Genomic DNA, 17,891 nt, shown 5'->3' on the forward strand with positions numbered 1-17,891 from the left:
GGCTTAGGCGGTGAAAAGTTGAGCGGCCCGCTGGGCGAGGGCCTGAAAAGCCGGGAGGTTGATGGGCGGGCCACTGGGACCGGTGCCCGTCGTGACGGAGAGCTGCCCGATGGCGGCGAAGAGGTCGGCGAAGAGCTTCCCGGCGCTGTCGGTGGCCGTGCTGAGGGTGAATTGCGCCACCTCCGACACCATGGCCACGTAGCAGTGGTTCGGGTCGTTGTCGACCAGGCCCACCACCACAAACGAGCCCTCTTTGGGCCAGAGCACGAAGCCGCCCACCCCTTCGACGGTGCGCAGGGCCACATCGAGCAGCACGGGCGCGCCCGCTTCGGCCGGCTGCACGTCGCACACGCCTTTAGCCCGGTCAACCGTGAGCACGGTACCGAGCAGGGCTTGCGTAGGGATTTCGCCACGTATCATCTGCTGGATTTGTTCGCGGAGGGTGCTCATGCTTTGGGCCCGAGTTTGAGTTTGCGCCGGCTGCCGTTCACGCCGAAGGTTTTGCTCACGGCATCAATGAAATAGTCCCCGGTCCGCTCCTTATAGTCGGGGTCGGTGATGCGGGCGATATCGCCGTGCTCGGCAGCGGGCAGGCCGAAGGAGGTGAGCCCGCCCCGATAGCCATCGAAGCGCAGGCGGGCCGCTTCCTGGTTGACCCAGGCCAGCAGCTGCGCGGTGTTCAGGCCCGGCGGGCCGATGAGCGTGCGTAGTTCGCCCTTGGCGACGCCCGCGCTGAGGGCCGTCACGAGTACGGTGGTATCCCCTTTGGCTTTCTTGGTTTTCACCACACCCGAAGCGTCTACCTGAATCTTCTTGCCGTCCGGCTGCGTGCTCGTGGCGCGGAAGTGCAGGGCCACATCGGCGGCGTTGGTATAGGCCAGGTCGCTGTCAATGATGTTTTGTCGAAATCCGAAACGGTGAGTGGCCGCGGTGGACTCATCGTAAGGTTTGCTGGCCCATAATACACCGTTGCGGAAGAAGAAGCTTTGCCCAAAACGCTTTTTTAGGTCGTCAAACACCTGGGCGCCGGTAGCTTGGTTAATGAGGTACTTGCCTACGACCAACTCACCCAGCGTGTGAATAGGGAAGGAGAGACCAGATTGGTCGCGGATATACTCCATTAATTGGCGCAACGTGACCGAGCGCCAGCTGTGGGACATGGTTTGCCGTTTTAGCTTCCACATCTGGTCTTCGCACTTAATTTGGAGCGGCGTGCCCGGCTTCAGCTCCGACACGTAGCCGGTGAATTCCGTGCGCAGGTTGCCGTCGTAGCCGTAGCGGATGCTCACCGTGTCGCCCACGCCGATAAGGTCCGGCAGCGGCGTTTTTACGTTCTCGTGCAGCACGTTGAGGTTGCGCGGCAGCGTGATGGTGGCCGTGTCGGTGAACTTGGCCCACGCGCTTTCTATCTCGACCTCGTGGACGATGGTAATGGGCCGCAGCGCGCCAATCTGAATCGATATGCCGTTTTCCAGGGTGAACATCACAACACAAGCTCAATAGGGTCATCGGACAGGCACTGCAGCTCGTAGGCTTGCAGGTTGATAAAGCCGGGCAAGGACTCGTAGCGGACATTTTTCACCACCAGGTTGCTGATGCCGAACACCTCCTGCAGCCAGCCCGATACCGGGATGCTGACGCCCAGGGCGCACAAGTCGCGTAGGCGCTTTACTTCGGGCAAGGGGTAGGCCATGCGGTCCACGGCGTTAAGGTCGGTGGCCAGGATGCCGCGAATGGTCACGCCGTAGTCGCCCTGGTTGATGTACTCCTTCACCGTACCCTTACGGCCGACGATAGGCGTTTCCAGAATGTTGAACGGCTCATCGACCGTCACCAGCGGGTCGAGCAATACCAGTCCGTTGGCGTAGTCGCCCGTGGCCGGATTCTTGGCCGAGTGCAGCTGCACGGCAACGAAGACCGGCAGGCCAAACATGTTGGTCAAGCCCACGGGCTCAGCGGCTCCGGCCTGGCTGGCGTAGAAGCCATCGGTGCCCTCCTGGCCCTGCCCGGGGGGCAGCTGGAACCGCCGCACCGATGAATACCCGAAGGCCTCCGCCGTGAGCGCCCGCAAGTCGATGGGCAGGTAGTTTCCACCCAGCGCGGTGCTGGCCTGATTGGTGCCCACGGCGTAGCCCCGGTCCTTCAGACTGTCAGCAGTATTCGATGGGGTGAGGCCGTAGGGCATTAGGTGTTAGCTGTTAGTTATTAGCTGTTAGTTAGAAGCCAATGTGTTCACGTCGTTGAGTTCGGCCATGAAGAAATCGCGGAACATGTCGGCCGTCTGCTTCGCGGCCTGCTGCTGGGTGCCGGCCGTGATGGTCGTATTTTCAAAGGGGCGGTTCACGGTCAGGTAGATGTTGGTGATGCCCTTGCCACCCACACCCGCCACGCCGCCGGCGCTGGCTGCTGCCGTCAGCGCTGGAGCCTTGCCCTGCGCCCTGCCGGCTTGTTTGTTCAGGAACGTGCTGGCGGCATCGGTGCCCATGGGCTTGTCGTCGCCGAAGAGTTTGATGGGCTTGATGCCCTCTTTCCAGCCCTTTACCACGCCGGAGGCAATGTCACCGCCTACTTTGGGGCCATCGGCCAGCGAGGACATGGTTTCGGAAAAGCCCTCTTTCAGCTTTGACCAGTTCATGGTCATCAGGCCTTCGAGGATTTTGCCCGTGCCACCCAGAAACTTGCCGGCCGCGTCGGCAATGCCTTTGAAGGCCGCCACCGCGCCGCCCCAGATGGCCGCGTAGTATTTCTGAATCCACTCATGGGTCTGGATGAATTTGGCAATGCCCTTAATCAAGTCCCACACGACGGTCACGACCTTGCCCGCCAGCGTAGCCGCGATTCGGAGCACGGGCGCCAGCAAGCGGATGACGTTGGCCAGGCCATTAAAAACGGTGGTCAGGATGCTGCCCGCGTCGGCATTGCCGAATAGCTGCTGCCGGATGCGGTCGAAAGCCTCAAACAGCGGCTCCATCGCCGTAACGGCTGGCTGGAACATCTCCTTGATTTTGTCGGTGTTCTTTTGAATGAAGAGCAGCAGCTCGTTGCCGCCGTCGACAATGCGGCCGATGAAGGGGTTGACGGCTTCGCCCATCTTGCCGCCCAGGTTCTGCGCAAAGCCCACCAACGACGACCACCGGCCGGCCACGGTCTGGCTCTGCTTATCCATCAGGTCGCCCCACTTGCCGCCGGCCCCGCCCAACTCATCAAATGACTTGTCGAGCATAGCAAAGGTGATTTTGCCCTGCTCGCCCATTTTGCGGACCTGGCTCACGTTAACGCCCAATTGGGCCGCCAGCGACTTCATCACCGGAATGCCCGAATCGTTGAGCTGGTTGAGGTCTTCGCCCTGGATGATGCCCGAGAGCTTGTTCTTGCCGTAGATGCTCACCAGCTCGCCGAAATCCTTGCCGGTGGCCGAGCTGATGTTGCCCAGCTTGGTGAGGATGGGGTTGAGCGACGTGGCATCTTCGCCGAAGGCCAGCAGCTGCCGGCCCGCGCTGATAACCTGCTCATCATCGAACGGGGTGAGGTTGGCAAACTTCTGCAGCTGGCCAATCACCGCGTTGCCCTTCTCGGCCGAGCCGGTGAAGGTTTCGAATTGAATACGGGTCTGCTCCATCTGCGTGCCCATGCCCACGATGGCCTTGGCCCCGGTCGCAAAAGCCGCCGCTAACCCCAGCTTGCCCACCAGCCCCATCACGCCCGACAGGGCACCATTCGCTTGGCTGGTGTCGATGTTCAGCTTGTGCGGCTTGTCGACCTGCTGGCCCAGTTGGGTAACGCGCTGAATGGCCGAGGCAACCTTGGGCCCGAGCAGGTCCTCCAGCGTCAGCTTAAAATTCAGAACGTTTGCCATGGCTTAGTAGGAACTGACCAGGAGCGCGGCCGTGACGCCGCGGGCCTGGGGGTTGCGGCGCAGCCAGTCGGCTTGCTGGAACTTGGCCGCGAACACCTCATCGCTGAGGTTTTCGGGGTCGGGAATGTGCAGGAAATGGGAAATCAGTGCCGCCATTTTTTGCAGCTCGTCGTCCTGGGGTCGGTCCGAGACGACGGGCGCGGCGGCTAGGCGTTTTTTACGCTCACGTCGAACATGTCCAGCAGCGAAGCCGCCGCAATGGCCGCCGTGAGCTGGGCCTTGTTCTCGGCGACCGGGCCGGTGAGCTTCAGGCGCTCATCGCCACCGACGTAGCAGTTTTTGAGGACGAACTCGCCGGCCTCGACAATCTGCGACTTCATGGATTTGGTCAGCCCGTAGGCCACCACGTTGCGGTCAGCGGGTTTCAGATAGGCCACGCCCGTATCAGTGGCGCTAATCGTCACTTCGATGATGTGCAGTTCGCCGTGCTTGGCTTTGAGGTCGGCAATGGCTTCGGGAGACAACTGGCCTGCAATAAGCGGAACGCCTATTTCCCGTAAAATGGATTTAGCGGCTGCTTCAGGGCTGGACAGGTCGAGGGGAGTTTCAACAGCATTCATATTTTACAAGCCTTCGATGTGGGAGATGATGAGGGGGAGCTCCACCTCGATGTTGGTGTCGCCGGTTTTGATTTCCCGCTTGTTTTCGGTGAATTCGGCATTATGGAGCGTGTGGGTAATCAGCTGATTGACCGGGTTCACGTAGCTGATGACGATGGGGAAGGATTTAATGTCCAGCAGGCTGCCGCCGGGCGGTAGCGCCGCCTGAATGCGCTCCACTTCCTTCATTTCGAGGGTAATGGAGGCGTTGGGTTCGCGCTTGCCGATGCCCCGGCTCACGGGGTTGTTGCCGGCGCCGTAGTTGTTCACCTTCTCCTGCTTGACGCCGTAGGAGATGGCCGTAATGCCGGCCACGGTTTGGCCCAGCAGTTGGGCGCGAATGTCAGCCCACGCATACGCGGTGCCGTTGATGAGTGGAACGAAATCAGCCATGGCGAATTAGGAGATTTTGGCCGCGAGGCCGAGCGAAACATTGATTTGACGGCCGACGCCCACGGGCACCAGGCGCACACGCACGGCCAATTGGGAGGTGCTGACCACGTTCTGCGCCGGGTCGATGTACACCCCCAGGGCCGAGGCCTCGCCGGTCTGCTGCAGGCCCGCTGTAAGGGCGGCTACGACCTTGCCCTGCAACTCGCCGATGGCCTGCGCCACCAGCGTGCCGTCCGCATTCACCGGCAGCGGGCCGTTGAGGGCCGGCAGCAACGCGGTGCGGGTGATGATGGCCGCCTTGTTGGTGGTCCGCACGTTTTCCAGGTAGGCGTAGTCGCTGCTGGCCACCGTGCAGGTGGGCGAGTCGGAGAAGTAGAAGCCGTCGATGCCCGCGTGCTGGCGCACCACGATGAACCCCTTGTCGGCCACATTGCCCAGGTCACCGGGCAATAGCTCGCTCAGGGCCTTGCCGTTGGTCAGGCCGGCGTTGAGGAAACTGCCGTCGCCGGTGAGGTTGAACTTCTGCACCCAGGCAATGGATTCGTTCACGCCAGCGGCGGAAGTAGCACCCAGGGCCGTGCCAATGGCGGGCTCGCCCGGGGCGTTGCCGTGGTCGGTACCGGCCACCACCGCCACGTACTCGCTGTTGAGGGCGCGCAGGTCGGGGGCGGTGCTCAGGTCGGCTTGCAGGCTGTGGCCACCGAGCAGCACGGCAACGGGGCGGTGCTGCAGGAACTCTTCGGCAGCCAGGGCCTGCGCTTTGGCTACGGCGGTTAGCACGTCGGCATCGAGGCCACCGGTCACCACGGGCGTATAGCCCGAGGCAGGGTTGAGCACGACGGCCAACTGCTTCACGCGGCCGTTGGCGTTGGTGAGCAGCGTTTTGGCACCACCTGCCAGCGTGCGGTCGCAAATGTCGGCCATGGGCACCGTGCGGGCCACGGCCATGAACAGCAGCACCGCACCGGGCGACTGACGGAAGAACTCGCTGATGTGGCGGTAGGTCTTCGTAAAGTTGGTGGCGGTGGCGGTGATGCCAATGGCTTCGGCCGCTTGAATGCTGCGCAGCTCATAGACCGTGCCCAGCGCGAGCTTGCCGGCAATGGCAACGCCCTGCGTGATGAGGGCGCTGATGCCGTCGCTGGTGGGCTGTTGCCGGCCCAGGCCGCCGGTTGCTTTCGTAATGTTGATGTCGGGCAAGGCCATAACTAAGAGGGGATTTGGTCGGCTTCCGCGGGAGCGTCCGAGCAGGTGAAAGAAGCAGTAGCGGCGATGCTGGCGGCGACCGTGGCCAGCTTGCCCAGCAGCGGCAACCAGTCGGCCGGGGCTAGGTCGTAATGCGCGGCCGTGGTGATGCCAGCGGCCAGGCCCCCGGCGATGAGGCGCACCCGGCGCCAGAAGCGCGGGGTAGGGGCCGAGAGGCGGTGCCAGATGGTTTTCATTTGCGGCGAAGGATGAGGCACAGGGCGATGCCGCCCATAAACCCAGCCAGCAGCCACAGATAGGGCCAGGTGCTGGGGTCGTACCAGATGACCGGTTTGCAGTCGCAGGGCGTCAGGCGCTGATAAGCAGCTTTAGCCTGGGCTGTGTGCGGCGTTTTGATTTCGTCCCGGGTGAGGCGGATGTTGTAGACGTTGCCCTGCTGCCAGATGCGGCCGTGCACGCCCAGCGTATCGAAGCAGAGCGTATCCGGGAAAATGGGCCGCTGGCGTAGCAGGCGGTGAATGTTGGACTTGGCGGCTTTGTGCTGGGCTGTGTCGAGCGAGGCGCTGAGCTTGTTGAGCAGCGAATCCAACTGCAGCGAGTCCCGCTGTTCCCGCACCACGTTGGGCACGGCCACGTACTTGGTTTGGAACTCCACTTTGGCCACGGTGACCGTATCGTGCACGGTGACGGTCACCGTGTCAGTGGTCACCAGATGCGGATTATCTGCTACCAGCTGCGCGAGCTTCTGCTCAGGCGTAGAGCGGAACACTGAGCAGCCCGAGAGCGCACCTGCGAGGAATAAAGCAATGCGGAGGTTTCTCATTTGGCTGCTTGTTTGGGAATGCCGAGGGCCCCACGAATGGCGGCCATGTCCACTTTCACGTCGTTGAGTGCCTGCAGCACGTCCTTTTGGTTCTGGTCCTGCGCGCTCAGGCGCTGGTACACTTCGGCCTTCGTTTTCTCCGCTTCGGCCATGTGCAGGCTGAGGGTGGTTTCGGTGGCCGTCTGGCGGTGTTCGGTGTTGATGGCGTAGCCAAAGGCGGTGCTGCTCAGGGCGAGCGCCACCCCGGCCACCCATTTCACCCAGTCCGCCGAAACGGTAGTAGTAGGGGCGGGCATGGGGGAGAGTTAGCGGGTGGGAACGTCGTCGTATTTGGTCAGGCCGTAGCGGTTGACGACGGCCACCAGCGTAGCCCCATACTTGGGGTCGGTAGCGTAGCCGCAAGCCTGGAACAGGTGCGCCTCAGCCACGAAATCGTCGGACGAAAACAGGCGCTTGTAGCGGGGCAGTCCTTTGAGGAAGGCCAGTCGGCCGGTGAAGTAGTCGGCGGGCGAATCGTAGGCGCGGAACGCGGCCTGCACGATGATGCTTTTGCCGTTAATCACTTCGCGGGTGGGCAATACCAGCACCTTGCCTTTCCAGGTGGAGCCGGCCTTGATGCCGCCGAAGTTGTTGGCCTTTTTGGTGAGGCCTGACTCGCCCCAGCCGCTTTCAATGGCAGCCTGGGCCAGGCAAACCGAGGCACAAAGGCCCGTGCCGTGGCAGGTGCGTTGGGCGTCGGCGGCGTATTTGGCGAAAAAGTCAGCGGGTTTCATCGCTTGGGGAAGTAGGGTACCAGGGTAGGGTTGCCGCCAGCGCGGGCTTTATTGCGCTCGTATTGGCGCTGGGCCTGCTCCATCGTTTGCGGCGGCCGGGTGGCACACCCGACGCAGAGCAGCAGGCCCAGCAGCCACTTCACGGCTTACTTGGCAGGAGTAGCGGGCGCAGCAGGCGCTTCCGGAGTGGCAGGCGCTTCGTCTTCCAAGTCTTTATCACCCTTTTTGATGGTGGTGATTTTCTCGTCCAGCACCTGCTTGGCATCCTCGCCTTCGCCTTCCACTTTCTTGCGGGCCATGTGCTCGGCGTGCTTCTTGTTGAAGTAGTGGTCGCCGTTTTCCAAAACGTATACCGCTTTCAGGTCGGGGCAAGCGGCGAACGTGTCACGGATGCCGGCTTTGTTGTTGATTATCGTGGCCATGAGGTTGCTTGGTGGTGTGCCTGTAATAGGATTGTCTGGCGCCTCAAAAGCCCGCCACGGCGTACCGGGCGGGCTTTTCAGTTGTCGGGTGCGCTGCCTCGCTTACAGCGTGTAGAGTGCGGTTTCGCCGCCGTAGCCGTAGTTGGCGTCGGCTTTGCACAGCATCTTGATGAAGTACATCTCGCTGTTGGCTTGCAGCTTGGCGATGGTCACCGTGGCGTCGTCTTTCGAGTTCATGCCGAACCACAGGTTCGAGGTCATGTCGGGCGCGCCCTTGGCCCAGAAAATGGTATTGTCGGGCATGCCGTACAGGTACACCATCTGGCGACCGCCAAAGCGCATGATGCCGGCCATGGTGTTGTCGACACCCTTAAAGCCCTGGTTGCGCTGCCATTGCTCCCACAGCTGGGCCGTTTTGTAGCTCACGAACACCTTCAGGGCTGGGTCGTAGATGATGGCGGCCGGCACACTCTGTAGGCTGCGCTCCAACTCGCCGTTGATGTTGGTGGCGGTCAGCACCACCGGCGAGGCCACCTTGGGCACGTCGCTATCCGCGATGGCCCGGGTAATCAGACCGTCGAAGTACTTCAGGTTGTTGGTGGTCACGGCCGTGTTGCCGCGCATGATGGCACCACCCAGCCACTGGTTGTGCTTCTTCATCACCTCCTGCAGAATCACCGATTCCACGGTAACGGGCAGGCGGCGGTCAATCAGCGTGGGGTTCAGGTTCACGGCCTCCCAGTGGTCCTCAAAGTCCCGGGGGTTGAACTCCTGGTAAATCATGTAGTCGTTGGGGTCGAGCACGCGGGCGTCCACCGTGATGGTGCCCTTGCCGGTGCCCGAGCCACCCGAAACGGGCGTGGCCACGCGGTCCTGAATGAAGTCCTCGCCCACGTTCATGCGCGGGATGGTGTACTTCTTTTTGATGCCGTCCTTGACGTTAATGTGCCCACCCTGCACGATTTCGTTGCCGATGGCAGCCTTTACAATAAAGCCGCTGGCGACTTCGCCGGCGTAAGTGGTGTCCTGAATAGTCAGTGCCATGTTGAGCTACTGGGGGTTAAAAAGCGTGAGGGTGAGATTATTGGCCGGCGAGCTTGGCCTGCACTTCGAGCATCGCCCCGGCGGCCGTCAGCGGCATGACGCCCTCGGCGTTGGCGCTGATGATGTTATCCGTGAGGGATTTGCGGGCCGGGATGGCAGCTAGCACGGCCGTGGTGCTGGCCAGGTTGGCGGTGGCCAGCACCACGTAGTTGTCTTTCTGGCTAGCCGTGATTTTGCCGGCCGCAATGGCTCCGTCAACCAGGGCGTTTACTTTGGCCGTGGTGTCGGCAGCAGCAGCAGCCGTGGCGGCATCTTCCTGCTCTTTCAGCTTGGCAGTAGCGGTAGCCAACTCATCGGTGGCAGCCTTAGCGGTGGCCTCAGCGGCTTTTACCTTGGCTTCGGCATCGGCCACGTCCTTTTTGAATTTGTCGCGCTCGGTGAAGGCCGCTTGTACAGCGGTGGCAACGTCGGCGTCGGAGGTATTAGCCGTCACGGTGCTCATGCCCGCAGCGGCGAAAATGGGAATCAACAAATTTTTCATATCCGTAGCGGAGAGAATGGAGGCGTAATAGGAATGGAGTGAGGCGGTTGGCAGGTCAGCCGGTGGGGCCTGCGCGGTGGTGGTTTCGGGCATGAAGCCCGTGGCGAAGCCGAGGGCCACGGCCGTATCGGCGTCCATGTAAGTGGTCACGCGCATCATTTCGGCGCACTTTTCAACCGTCTGGCCGCTGGCGCTGGCGTAGAGCTGGGCCATGCTATGGTTGATGGCCTTCTGTTGCGTGATGCCGTTTTCCAGGTCGGCGACTTGGCCAGCCACCATGCTGGCACAGTCGTGAATCATCAGCTTGCCGTGCTTGGCAATCAGCCGCTTGTTGCCCGCCATGAACGGCAGGGTTGCGGCTGAGCCTACCAGGCCCACGCAGTAGGTGTCGACCTTGAGTGCGCTGGCTTTCAGCATGTCGTACATGCTCTGGCCTTCCTGCCAGCTGCCACCGCCGCTGTTGATGCGAACGGCTACGCGCTTTTCACCACTGGCCTCCGCTTCGGCCAGGCGCAAGCCGAATTCGGCGGCGCTCAGGCCCGTGCCCGAGTTCGGGTCGAAGCCAATAGCGGAATAAATCTGAAGCGTGGGAACGGACATAGGGGGCCGCGCATTGGAAGCGCAGACCAAACTTAGTACGGGTATTTAGATAGTATTTTTCTAAGTCGGTAACCGTGTGGAAAAGCCCCATGATTCGTTAGGGTTTTCCACATGATTCCCTAAGATTATCCCAGCCTAAGCACCCGTAAACGTAGCTTCACATTCTAATAAGTGCCCATAGGCTCACGCGTGACGCCTGCAAGGGCTTTTGCATTATGCCCAGCAACCCCAACAAAGAACGCGCAGACAGCCAAGGCAACCGGGGTAAAATCCGGAAGCAGGTGCTGCGCTTCATTAAAAAGGAGCTGCGCACGCCCACCGTGCAGGAGCTGGTAGACCTTACCGGCCTGTCGGACAAAACGGTATCGGCCCATCTGGAACGCCTGAAGCTGGGCGACGGCAGCCCCAACCCGTACCAGGCCCTCACGCACGACGTGATGATGAAGCTCTACCAGCGGGCCACGGGCTACTCGCACCCGGCCGTCAAAATCATGGCTGTGAGCCAGGGCAAGGGCGAGGCCTCCATTGTGGAAACCCATGACTACACCGAGCACTACCCGCCCGACACGGCAGCGGCGAAGCTGTGGATGCAATTGGTGATGGGCTTCAGTGAGAAAACCCAGCACGAGCACAGCGGCGAGGTAGCCAACCCTGCCCCGCCGGTCATTGCCCAAATCGTTCGCTACCGGCCTGATGATTCGCCTCTCTGACCCTCAATTTGATATTCTAGAGAGCCGGAAGCAGGTAAATCTATTCCTGGCCGGGCAAGGCAGTGGCAAAACCCACTTAGCCGGCGTCATCTCCTACCTCTATTTGTCGACGTTCCCGCGCATGCGTGGGCTCATCGCGGCCAACACGTACTCGCAGCTCACGCGCTCCACGCTGTTCCGGATTCGGGAGGTGTGGAAGGCCGAGTTTGGCGTTGTGGAGTACGACGAGAAGAAGAAAAAGGGGCACTACGTGGTCGGCAAGCGCCCACCCAAGCACTTCACCACCTTCTACGAGTTCGACAGCTACAACAACATCATGTGCTTCAGCTGGGGCGCGGTGGTGTACATCGGCAGCCTCGACAACTACAAGGCCCTCGACGGCATGGAGATTGGCTGGGCGATGCTGGATGAGACGAAGGACACCAAGGAAATAGCGGTAAAAGAGGTGATTGTGGGCCGCCTGCGCCAGCCCGGCATGTACGTGAACGAAGCCGGCGAGCTGGTGGGCGACCTGACGCCCGAGCCCTTCAACCCGCTCTACATCTTCACCTCGCCGGCGAAAGTGCCGTGGATAAACGAGTGGTTCAGCCTCGATAAGTTTCAGCCCGAAATCAAGGCCACCATCTACCTGCCGCCCAAGTATTTCCGTCAGGAGGTAGGCAACAAGTTGGTGACCATTAGCGCCAGCCACCTGAACCGGCACAACCTGCCCAGCAACTACATTGATAACCAGTTCTCCAACATTGGCAAGGACCGGCACGGCATGCTCATTTTCGGCGACCCCTTCGCACGGGCCGGCGGGGAGTTCTACAAGCATTTTGACCGGGCCAAGCACGTGGGCAAGTTTGCCGACCGCTACGACCCGAGCCTGCCGCTGCACCTGACGTTCGACCAGAACGCCATTCCCTACAATACCCTGTGCATTCACCAGCAGTACGGCAACACCGACGTGCAGCTGGCGGAAATCTGCCTGGAAAACCCCAACAACAGCACCGGCAAGGTGTGCGCGGCCTTCCTGAAGTCTCGGTTTGGCAAGCACGAGGGGAGCCTCTTCATTTATGGCGACCCCAGCGGTAAGAAGCGCGACACCCGCAGCGAGGAGGGCACCAACGACTATTCCATCATTCTCAAAGCGCTGGCCGACCTGCACCCGCAGAGTCGCATCATCACCAAGGCCCCGCCGGTGGCCACCCGGGGGCAGTGGATTTCGGCCGTGCACGAGCGCGAGTTGGACGGGCTGCAGTTCCTCATTGATGAGAACTGCACCAACACCATCAACGACTACACCTACCTGAAGGAAGCGCCCGATGGCACCAAGCTGAAAGAGGTGGTGAAGGACGAAAACACGGGCGTGAGCTACGAGAAGTTCGGCCACACGAGCGACGCCAACGACTACTACTACACCACTGCATTCAAAGAGCAGTGGCGCCGCTTCCACAAACCGCAGGCTGCGGTGGCCGACTCCCTGCCCTCATCTGCGCGCCCCGTGCGCGCCAACAGCTACTAATTATGGCATTCCTCACTACGGCCGACTACGGCCTGCAAATCCGTGCCGAGATACGCGGCCTACTCACAGACGGCGACGATACGCTGCTGACCGCGGCGGCTTACGCAGCGCAGGTGGAAATGGAGAGCTACCTCCGGGGCCGCTTCGACGTGGAGGCCATTTTTACGGCGCTGGGCCCAGCGGCAGCGGTACCGGCTGACGGCGACACGCCCGAAGTGCCAGCCCGGGCCGATGCGCGCAACCCGCAAATTGTGATGTACCTGGTGGACATGGCGCTCTACCACCTGCACAGCCGGCAGAACCCGCGCAACGTGCCCCAGATTCGCCAGGACCGCTACGACCAGGTGATTAGCTGGCTGAAGATGGTGCGCAAGGGCGAGCTCAGCGCCGGCCTCCCGATTGAGCCGCCTACGAATCCGGACGGCACGCCCGACCCCGACAGCATCCTGCCACGCGGCGGCTCCCTTCCCAAACAAGTTAACGCCTACTAATATCATGGCACTCATCGACGTATTACGTGCGGCCGCCAGTCCGGCCCGCGCCGGTTTCGCCGCCAACAAGCCGGACGGCATCACCTCGCAGTCGTTCCCGGTGCAGGTGCGCCGCATCCGCCAGGACGTGGGCAAGTGGCGCGAAGCCCTGGACCGGGCCGAAGCGGTGTTTTATCCGGACAGAACAAATCTGTACAACATCTACGCCGATGTGGTACTGGACGCGCACCTGAGCAGCGTCATGCAGACGCGCAAAATCAGCGTACTGGGCAAGCCCTTCAAGCTTGTGGACTCACTTGGCAAGGAAAACCCGAAGCTCACCAAGCTGCTGATGCGGCCCTGGTTTCGGCAGGCCTGCGAGCTGGCCATGGACAGCAAGTTTTGGGGCCACAGCCTGATTGAGTTCGACACGCCCGTGGATGGCCAGTTTCACAAAGCCACGCTCATCGACCGGCAGCTGGTTTTCCCCGAGGCGGGCATTGTGCGAACGATGCCGGGCCTCGTGAGTGGTACCGACTACCGCAACGACCCGCAGTATGCCCCGTGGATTCTGGAAGTGGGCGGCGTGCGCGACCTGGGCCTGCTGCTGAAGGCCTCGCCCTACGTCATCTATAAAAAGAACGTGGTGAGCGCTTGGGCCGACTTTACCGAGATGTTCGGCATGCCCTACCGCGCCGTGAGCGGGGACATGGACGCCGCCCAAATCGCAGCAGCGGAGAAGATGATGGCGCAGATGGGCCAGGCCGCTTACGGCATCTTTTCGGGTTCGGAGATGAAGGTTGATTTCATTGCGCCCTCCACCGGCAACGATAAGATTTACGATGGGTTCATTGCACGGGTCAACGGCGAGATGAGCAAGCTGGTGCTGGGCCAGACGATGACCACCGACGACGGCAGCAGCCAGAGTCAGGCCAACGTGCACGAGCGGGTAGCGGACGCCTATACTCGTGACGACGCTACTTGGCTATCAGAGTGGGTGAATGAGTCGCTGCTGCCGTTCCTGCTGCTGCACGGCTACCCGTTGGCCGGCTATGAGTTCCGATTCGACGACAACGAGACACTGGGCAAAACCGAGATGTTTGCCATCGTCAAGGGCATGCTGGAGCAGGGCCTGAAGGTGAGCCCCAAGTACCTGACGGAGACGTTCGGCGTGGAATTGGAGGCAGAGCCGGCGGCCGGAGCGGAAGCTGGCACGGGTGAGGGGGCGGCCGAGAGCCAAGGCCCGCCGCCCATCCTGGGCTACCACATCGAGGAGGGCGTTGTGAGCCGCAACGAAGCCCGGGCCCGCCTGAGCCTGCCCGAAGAAGACGACAGCGAAGCCAAGGCGCAGCAGAAGCTAAAGGGGCAGCTTTCCGTCCTGCAGGCGGCCACCACCGCCGGGCTGCCGTTGCCGGTGGCCCTGAAGATGGCCGGCCTCACTGACGTGGTGGGCGAGTTGCCGGAGCCTGTGCCGCCGGGAAAGCCCCAGGGCCTGCCGGCCTTCCCCACTCGGCAGGCCCGCCCCAACCCAGCGCAGCAGCCCCAAGAATAGCCGACGTTCGGGCCGATGCCGGCCTGTTCAACCTCGACCAGCTGGCCGACCGGCTCATGGCCATGCTCCACTCGGGCCTATTGCCCGACGATGGCAGCATTTACGAGAGCATGGCCGACTTCTTTACGCACCATTTCGACCAGGCCCTGACGCTGGGCTGGCACGCCGTGGACCCGAAGCTGCGCCAGTACTTGAGCGCCAACGTGCAGCGGTTTTCGGGCTTCAAAACCTACGCTGTGCAGCAGGCGATGCGCGAGAAGCTGACCGATGCCGAGGGCAACATTCGACCTTTCGCTGATTTCCGCGCCGATGCGCTGGAGGTAAACGACCAATACAACGTCCGCTACCTCCGTACCGAGTACGAGCAAGCCATTGCCGCCGCTCAGATGGCCAGCAAGTGGGCCGATTTCGCGCCGGGCAGCCTGCTGCGCTACGATACGGCCGGCGATGACCGCGTGCGCCACGACCACGCCATTTATGATGGCATCGTGCGCCCAAAAGATGATGCGTTTTGGGATTCGCATTTTCCACCCTGTGACTGGGGTTGCAGGTGTGATACGGTCGAGGTTGATGACGACACGCCCGTAACCCCCGCCACTGAGATTAAGGGGCTGCCAAAGGTGCCCGAGGAATTCCGGACCAACGCGGGCAAAACGGGCGAGGTGTTCGGCCCAGAGCATCCCTATTTCGATGTGTCCCAGCGCGTGGCCAAGAAGCTCAACGCCCGCGCTAAGGCCAGCACCACCCCGCCACCGCCCAAGGCCCCGGCGCCCTTCGATGCGGCGGACCTGCAGAAGCTGCAAGCCATGGGCATTACGGTGAAGGGCGGCGTCGACGCGGCAGCCATCATCGAAAACGCCCGGGTGCTGACCGGGGCCGACCTGCCCCAGCTCGCGGCAGATATGGAAGCCGTAGCCAAAAAGTATCGATTCAAGTGGGATAATCCGCGGTGGCTCATCAAGAGCGGCAAGGGCGGCGAGAATACCGTGCTGAAACTTGACTATATGGCAGAAACCCGTAACGAAACGCTACTACTGCAACGCCTGATTGTGTTGGAGAAGGGCAAGCTACACGCCGTTCACGAACTGCTTGACCTGCCCGAAGCCATGCAGGGCAGCGGATTCTCGCAGATGGTGAACAAAGCGCTGTACAAGCAATACCAGGCGGTGGGCGTGCAAACCATCCGCGTGCATGCGGCGCTCGATGCCGGCGGGTACGTCTGGGCAAGAGTCGGTTTCTCTGCCACTAAAATGGCCGAGCTTCAGGAGTTGCTGGAAGGGGCGCGGGCTGCTGGCGTGGTGCCATCCGGTGCGCTCGACTTCTACGAGAAGCAGCTCAGTACCCACATTGCTAACAAGCCCCGTGAGCCGTTCCCAATCTGGAAATGGGCGCGCACGGAACACGGCAAAGATTTGTTGTTAGGTAGCTCGTGGCATGGTCAATTAGACCTGAAAAACGAAGAACAAACCGCTATCTTTGAGAGGTATTTGAACGCGCCGCCCAAACCGAAAAAGCCCAAGAAATGAAGACCGGCGAAAACATCACCATGGCCATGATTCCCGAGTTTGAGTTGCCGGCCGATATGGAGCGGCAGGCCAAAATCTGGGCTGCACTGGACGACCTGGACAATGGCATGGAGGCGGCAGAGGTGTTGATGATGTATGGCCTCACGTCGGCCGATTTGGACCCTCACCGCGCCGCCTGGCGCGAGCGTCACCCCCTGCCCGTTCATGCCTAACGACCTGGAACGCTTCGGCAGCAACCTGCGCGGCTACTTGAAAACGGTGCCGCGTGAGATGGGACGCGTTGTAGTGCAGGAGTCGGCCGAGAACTTCCGCCGGCAGGGCTACGAGAACGACAATGGCACGGTGGTGTCTTGGGCACCCCGTAAAAACGTCGACTACACGACGCGCAAAGGCAAACGCAAGCCCAACCCTCGCCAGCGGGCTATACTCATCAAGTCGGGCCGTTTGCGGCGGTCTGTGCGGATTGTGGCCACCAGCAGCAGCAGCGTTACGGTGGGCTCATCAGAAGCCTACGCACAGGCCCAGCAGGAAGGCAACGACCGGGGGCTGAAGCCGCGGCCGTACATCACCCTGGGCCGCAAGGGCAAGGAGAAGCTGACCCGTAAGATTGCGGCCGGCATAACTTCGCTCCTGAGCAGGTAGCTCCATTTAAATGTCGCCAAAAACGACAATATTGGAGGCGTACCGCCGGTACCTTTGAAACCTCACTGTGTCAGCCGCTAAATACCATGGATGATTATAGCATTTACCTGGAAGAATTGGCGGCAACTATTGAGATTACTGGCCCCGTTTGGGGGATGTACTCTTTAAAGCATGGCACGAGCAGGGGCGCAATTATTGAGCAACTGGCTTCCGAGTTTCGCCAGATACGCGAGCGCTTTGGCGTGCTGCCTGCGGAGAATGATTTTATTCGCCTGTCTAATGAAAAGAAGCGCTTCAAGGTAACGTATCGGGAGTTTATGCACAGAAACGACATGCGCGTGGTGCGCTTCATCGTGGAAATGCACTAGCTGCCAAACCAGCTCCATTGACTAACTCCATCAACTAGCCCCCCATAAAGTCCGTGAGCACTTTCGCCCCCGTGTACGCCATTCTCGCCGACCGTATCGCCGACCAGATACCCGATTTGGGGTGGGTCGACCTCGACCAAGGCCAACTCGACCCCGACGCACTGGAGCAGGAATACCCGTTGCCCTTCGACGCCGGCGTGGTGCTGATTGATTTTGACGAGGTGGACTGGCACGACATCGGCCAGGGCATCCAGCGCGGCGATGCGCAGGTGCGCGTCACGCTGGCCATTCGCGTGGTGGCCGATAGCTACCAGCGCAGCAGCCAACGCGGCGCGGCGCTGGCGAAGCTGGAGTTGCTGGGCGACGTGCACGCGGCGCTGCATCACTTCGATGGCGCCGGCGCATTCGGCAAGCTGGTGCGGACCTACTCGCGCAAGGAGGTGAGCCAGCTGCCCGGGGTGTGGGTGTATTCGATGGGCTACAAGGTGCTGCTCACTGACTCGGGCGGGTATGATGGGGCTACTGAGACAGTGAGCGGGCTGGAGCAGGCGGGCCGGCCGGCGTTTGTGCTACCTTAGGGGCTCACTTTAACCACATTGAATCCCATGGCGCAAAAAGTAATCACAGTTGTTGTCGCTCCAACCTTTACGGATAAGGAATTAACTGAATTCGATTTCCCCGAGGTAAGCAAGACCTTAAAGGAAGGATACTTTGTGAAAGACGTACATAGCGTTGTAACAGAAGGGCCAAAGAGCAGAGTAACATTTGTCTTTGTCCTGCAGCGCTAAATAAAAAATCC

26 protein-coding genes are annotated in these 17,891 nt (G+C 61.2%); 10 read left to right on the forward strand and 16 right to left on the reverse strand.

The window, feature by feature from the left end; translation table 11 throughout:
- Positions 1 to 3 precede the first annotated feature (3 nt).
- The 16 genes from J4E00_RS08890 to J4E00_RS08965 all read right to left on the reverse strand — a co-directional run bounded on the left by J4E00_RS08890 (position 4) and on the right by J4E00_RS08965 (position 10,317).
- Positions 4 to 450: a hypothetical protein gene (locus J4E00_RS08890; protein ID WP_208174784.1), complete on the reverse strand. Its 447-nt coding sequence runs from the start codon at positions 448 to 450 to the stop codon at positions 4 to 6.
- Positions 447 to 1,487: a hypothetical protein gene (locus J4E00_RS08895; protein ID WP_208174785.1), complete on the reverse strand. Its 1,041-nt coding sequence runs from the start codon at positions 1,485 to 1,487 to the stop codon at positions 447 to 449. Before J4E00_RS08895 ends, J4E00_RS08890 begins: the two co-directional genes overlap by 4 nt.
- Positions 1,484 to 2,185, reverse strand: coding sequence for a DUF6046 domain-containing protein (locus J4E00_RS08900; RefSeq protein ID WP_208174786.1), 702 nt, complete (start codon positions 2,183 to 2,185; stop codon positions 1,484 to 1,486). Before J4E00_RS08900 ends, J4E00_RS08895 begins: the two co-directional genes overlap by 4 nt.
- A gap of 27 nt (positions 2,186 to 2,212) precedes the next feature.
- Positions 2,213 to 3,856, reverse strand: a complete 1,644-nt coding sequence (locus J4E00_RS08905) for a tape measure protein (protein ID WP_208174787.1) — start codon at positions 3,854 to 3,856, stop codon at positions 2,213 to 2,215.
- Between the two features lie 3 nt (positions 3,857 to 3,859).
- Positions 3,860 to 4,012 carry a hypothetical protein gene (locus tag J4E00_RS08910; RefSeq protein ID WP_208174788.1) on the reverse strand — a complete coding sequence of 51 codons (153 nt, stop codon included), beginning with the start codon at positions 4,010 to 4,012 and terminating at the stop codon, positions 3,860 to 3,862.
- Positions 4,013 to 4,062: 50 nt separating this feature from the next.
- Positions 4,063 to 4,476, reverse strand: coding sequence for a hypothetical protein (locus J4E00_RS08915; protein ID WP_208174789.1), 414 nt, complete (start codon positions 4,474 to 4,476; stop codon positions 4,063 to 4,065).
- Between the two features lie 3 nt (positions 4,477 to 4,479).
- Positions 4,480 to 4,908, reverse strand: coding sequence for a hypothetical protein (locus J4E00_RS08920; protein WP_208174790.1), 429 nt, complete (start codon positions 4,906 to 4,908; stop codon positions 4,480 to 4,482).
- Positions 4,909 to 4,914: 6 nt separating this feature from the next.
- Positions 4,915 to 6,114, reverse strand: coding sequence for a DUF2586 family protein (locus J4E00_RS08925; protein ID WP_208174791.1), 1,200 nt, complete (start codon positions 6,112 to 6,114; stop codon positions 4,915 to 4,917).
- A gap of 2 nt (positions 6,115 to 6,116) precedes the next feature.
- A complete protein-coding gene (locus J4E00_RS08930; protein WP_208174792.1) occupies positions 6,117 to 6,350 on the reverse strand; it encodes a hypothetical protein in 234 nt (77 codons plus the stop codon).
- Complete coding sequence (locus J4E00_RS08935; RefSeq protein ID WP_208174793.1) at positions 6,347 to 6,937, reverse strand: hypothetical protein; 591 nt, start codon at positions 6,935 to 6,937, stop codon at positions 6,347 to 6,349. Before J4E00_RS08935 ends, J4E00_RS08930 begins: the two co-directional genes overlap by 4 nt.
- Positions 6,934 to 7,233, reverse strand: a complete 300-nt coding sequence (locus tag J4E00_RS08940; protein ID WP_208174794.1) for a hypothetical protein — start codon at positions 7,231 to 7,233, stop codon at positions 6,934 to 6,936. Before J4E00_RS08940 ends, J4E00_RS08935 begins: the two co-directional genes overlap by 4 nt.
- Before the next feature lie 9 nt (positions 7,234 to 7,242).
- Positions 7,243 to 7,710, reverse strand: a complete 468-nt coding sequence (locus tag J4E00_RS08945; protein ID WP_208174795.1) for a glycoside hydrolase family 73 protein — start codon at positions 7,708 to 7,710, stop codon at positions 7,243 to 7,245.
- Positions 7,707 to 7,853 carry a hypothetical protein gene (locus J4E00_RS08950; protein ID WP_208174796.1) on the reverse strand — a complete coding sequence of 49 codons (147 nt, stop codon included), beginning with the start codon at positions 7,851 to 7,853 and terminating at the stop codon, positions 7,707 to 7,709. The genes J4E00_RS08945 and J4E00_RS08950 overlap by 4 nt, the downstream gene beginning before the upstream one ends.
- 3 nt (positions 7,854 to 7,856) lie before the next feature.
- Positions 7,857 to 8,132, reverse strand: coding sequence for a hypothetical protein (locus J4E00_RS08955; protein WP_208174797.1), 276 nt, complete (start codon positions 8,130 to 8,132; stop codon positions 7,857 to 7,859).
- A gap of 102 nt (positions 8,133 to 8,234) precedes the next feature.
- Positions 8,235 to 9,176, reverse strand: coding sequence for a hypothetical protein (locus tag J4E00_RS08960; protein WP_208174798.1), 942 nt, complete (start codon positions 9,174 to 9,176; stop codon positions 8,235 to 8,237).
- Positions 9,177 to 9,213: 37 nt separating this feature from the next.
- Positions 9,214 to 10,317, reverse strand: coding sequence for a Clp protease ClpP (locus J4E00_RS08965; protein ID WP_208174799.1), 1,104 nt, complete (start codon positions 10,315 to 10,317; stop codon positions 9,214 to 9,216).
- 215 nt (positions 10,318 to 10,532) lie between these two features.
- Here J4E00_RS08965 and J4E00_RS08970 point away from each other — a divergent pair, with 215 nt between their 5' ends.
- From J4E00_RS08970 to J4E00_RS09015, 10 genes are all read left to right on the forward strand, one after another.
- Positions 10,533 to 11,027: an ArsR family transcriptional regulator gene (locus J4E00_RS08970; protein WP_208174800.1), complete on the forward strand. Its 495-nt coding sequence runs from the start codon at positions 10,533 to 10,535 to the stop codon at positions 11,025 to 11,027.
- Positions 11,011 to 12,534 carry a hypothetical protein gene (locus J4E00_RS08975; protein WP_208174801.1) on the forward strand — a complete coding sequence of 508 codons (1,524 nt, stop codon included), beginning with the start codon at positions 11,011 to 11,013 and terminating at the stop codon, positions 12,532 to 12,534. Before J4E00_RS08970 ends, J4E00_RS08975 begins: the two co-directional genes overlap by 17 nt.
- Positions 12,535 to 12,536: 2 nt before the next feature.
- Positions 12,537 to 13,025, forward strand: a complete 489-nt coding sequence (locus tag J4E00_RS08980; protein ID WP_208174802.1) for a phage protein Gp36 family protein — start codon at positions 12,537 to 12,539, stop codon at positions 13,023 to 13,025.
- A gap of 4 nt (positions 13,026 to 13,029) precedes the next feature.
- Positions 13,030 to 14,556 (forward strand): DUF935 family protein, encoded by a 1,527-nt coding sequence (locus J4E00_RS08985; RefSeq protein ID WP_208174803.1) that lies wholly within the window; start codon positions 13,030 to 13,032, stop codon positions 14,554 to 14,556.
- 56 nt (positions 14,557 to 14,612) lie between these two features.
- Positions 14,613 to 16,082, forward strand: a complete 1,470-nt coding sequence (locus J4E00_RS08990) for a phage minor head protein (RefSeq protein WP_208174804.1) — start codon at positions 14,613 to 14,615, stop codon at positions 16,080 to 16,082.
- Positions 16,079 to 16,294: a hypothetical protein gene (locus tag J4E00_RS08995; protein WP_208174805.1), complete on the forward strand. Its 216-nt coding sequence runs from the start codon at positions 16,079 to 16,081 to the stop codon at positions 16,292 to 16,294. The genes J4E00_RS08990 and J4E00_RS08995 overlap by 4 nt, the downstream gene beginning before the upstream one ends.
- Positions 16,287 to 16,724, forward strand: coding sequence for a phage virion morphogenesis protein (locus J4E00_RS09000; protein ID WP_208174806.1), 438 nt, complete (start codon positions 16,287 to 16,289; stop codon positions 16,722 to 16,724). The genes J4E00_RS08995 and J4E00_RS09000 overlap by 8 nt, the downstream gene beginning before the upstream one ends.
- An 86-nt stretch (positions 16,725 to 16,810) precedes the next feature.
- On the forward strand, positions 16,811 to 17,092 hold the full coding sequence (locus J4E00_RS09005; protein WP_208174807.1) for a hypothetical protein: 282 nt from the start codon (positions 16,811 to 16,813) through the stop codon (positions 17,090 to 17,092).
- A 53-nt stretch (positions 17,093 to 17,145) separates the two neighbouring features.
- On the forward strand, positions 17,146 to 17,670 hold the full coding sequence (locus J4E00_RS09010) for a hypothetical protein (RefSeq protein ID WP_208174808.1): 525 nt from the start codon (positions 17,146 to 17,148) through the stop codon (positions 17,668 to 17,670).
- 27 nt (positions 17,671 to 17,697) lie between these two features.
- On the forward strand, positions 17,698 to 17,880 hold the full coding sequence (locus J4E00_RS09015; protein WP_208174809.1) for a hypothetical protein: 183 nt from the start codon (positions 17,698 to 17,700) through the stop codon (positions 17,878 to 17,880).
- The last annotated feature ends 11 nt before the right edge of the window (positions 17,881 to 17,891 follow it).

This window comes from Hymenobacter negativus, from assembly GCF_017571495.1.
Taxonomy (GTDB): Bacteria; Bacteroidota; Bacteroidia; order Cytophagales; family Hymenobacteraceae; genus Hymenobacter; species Hymenobacter negativus.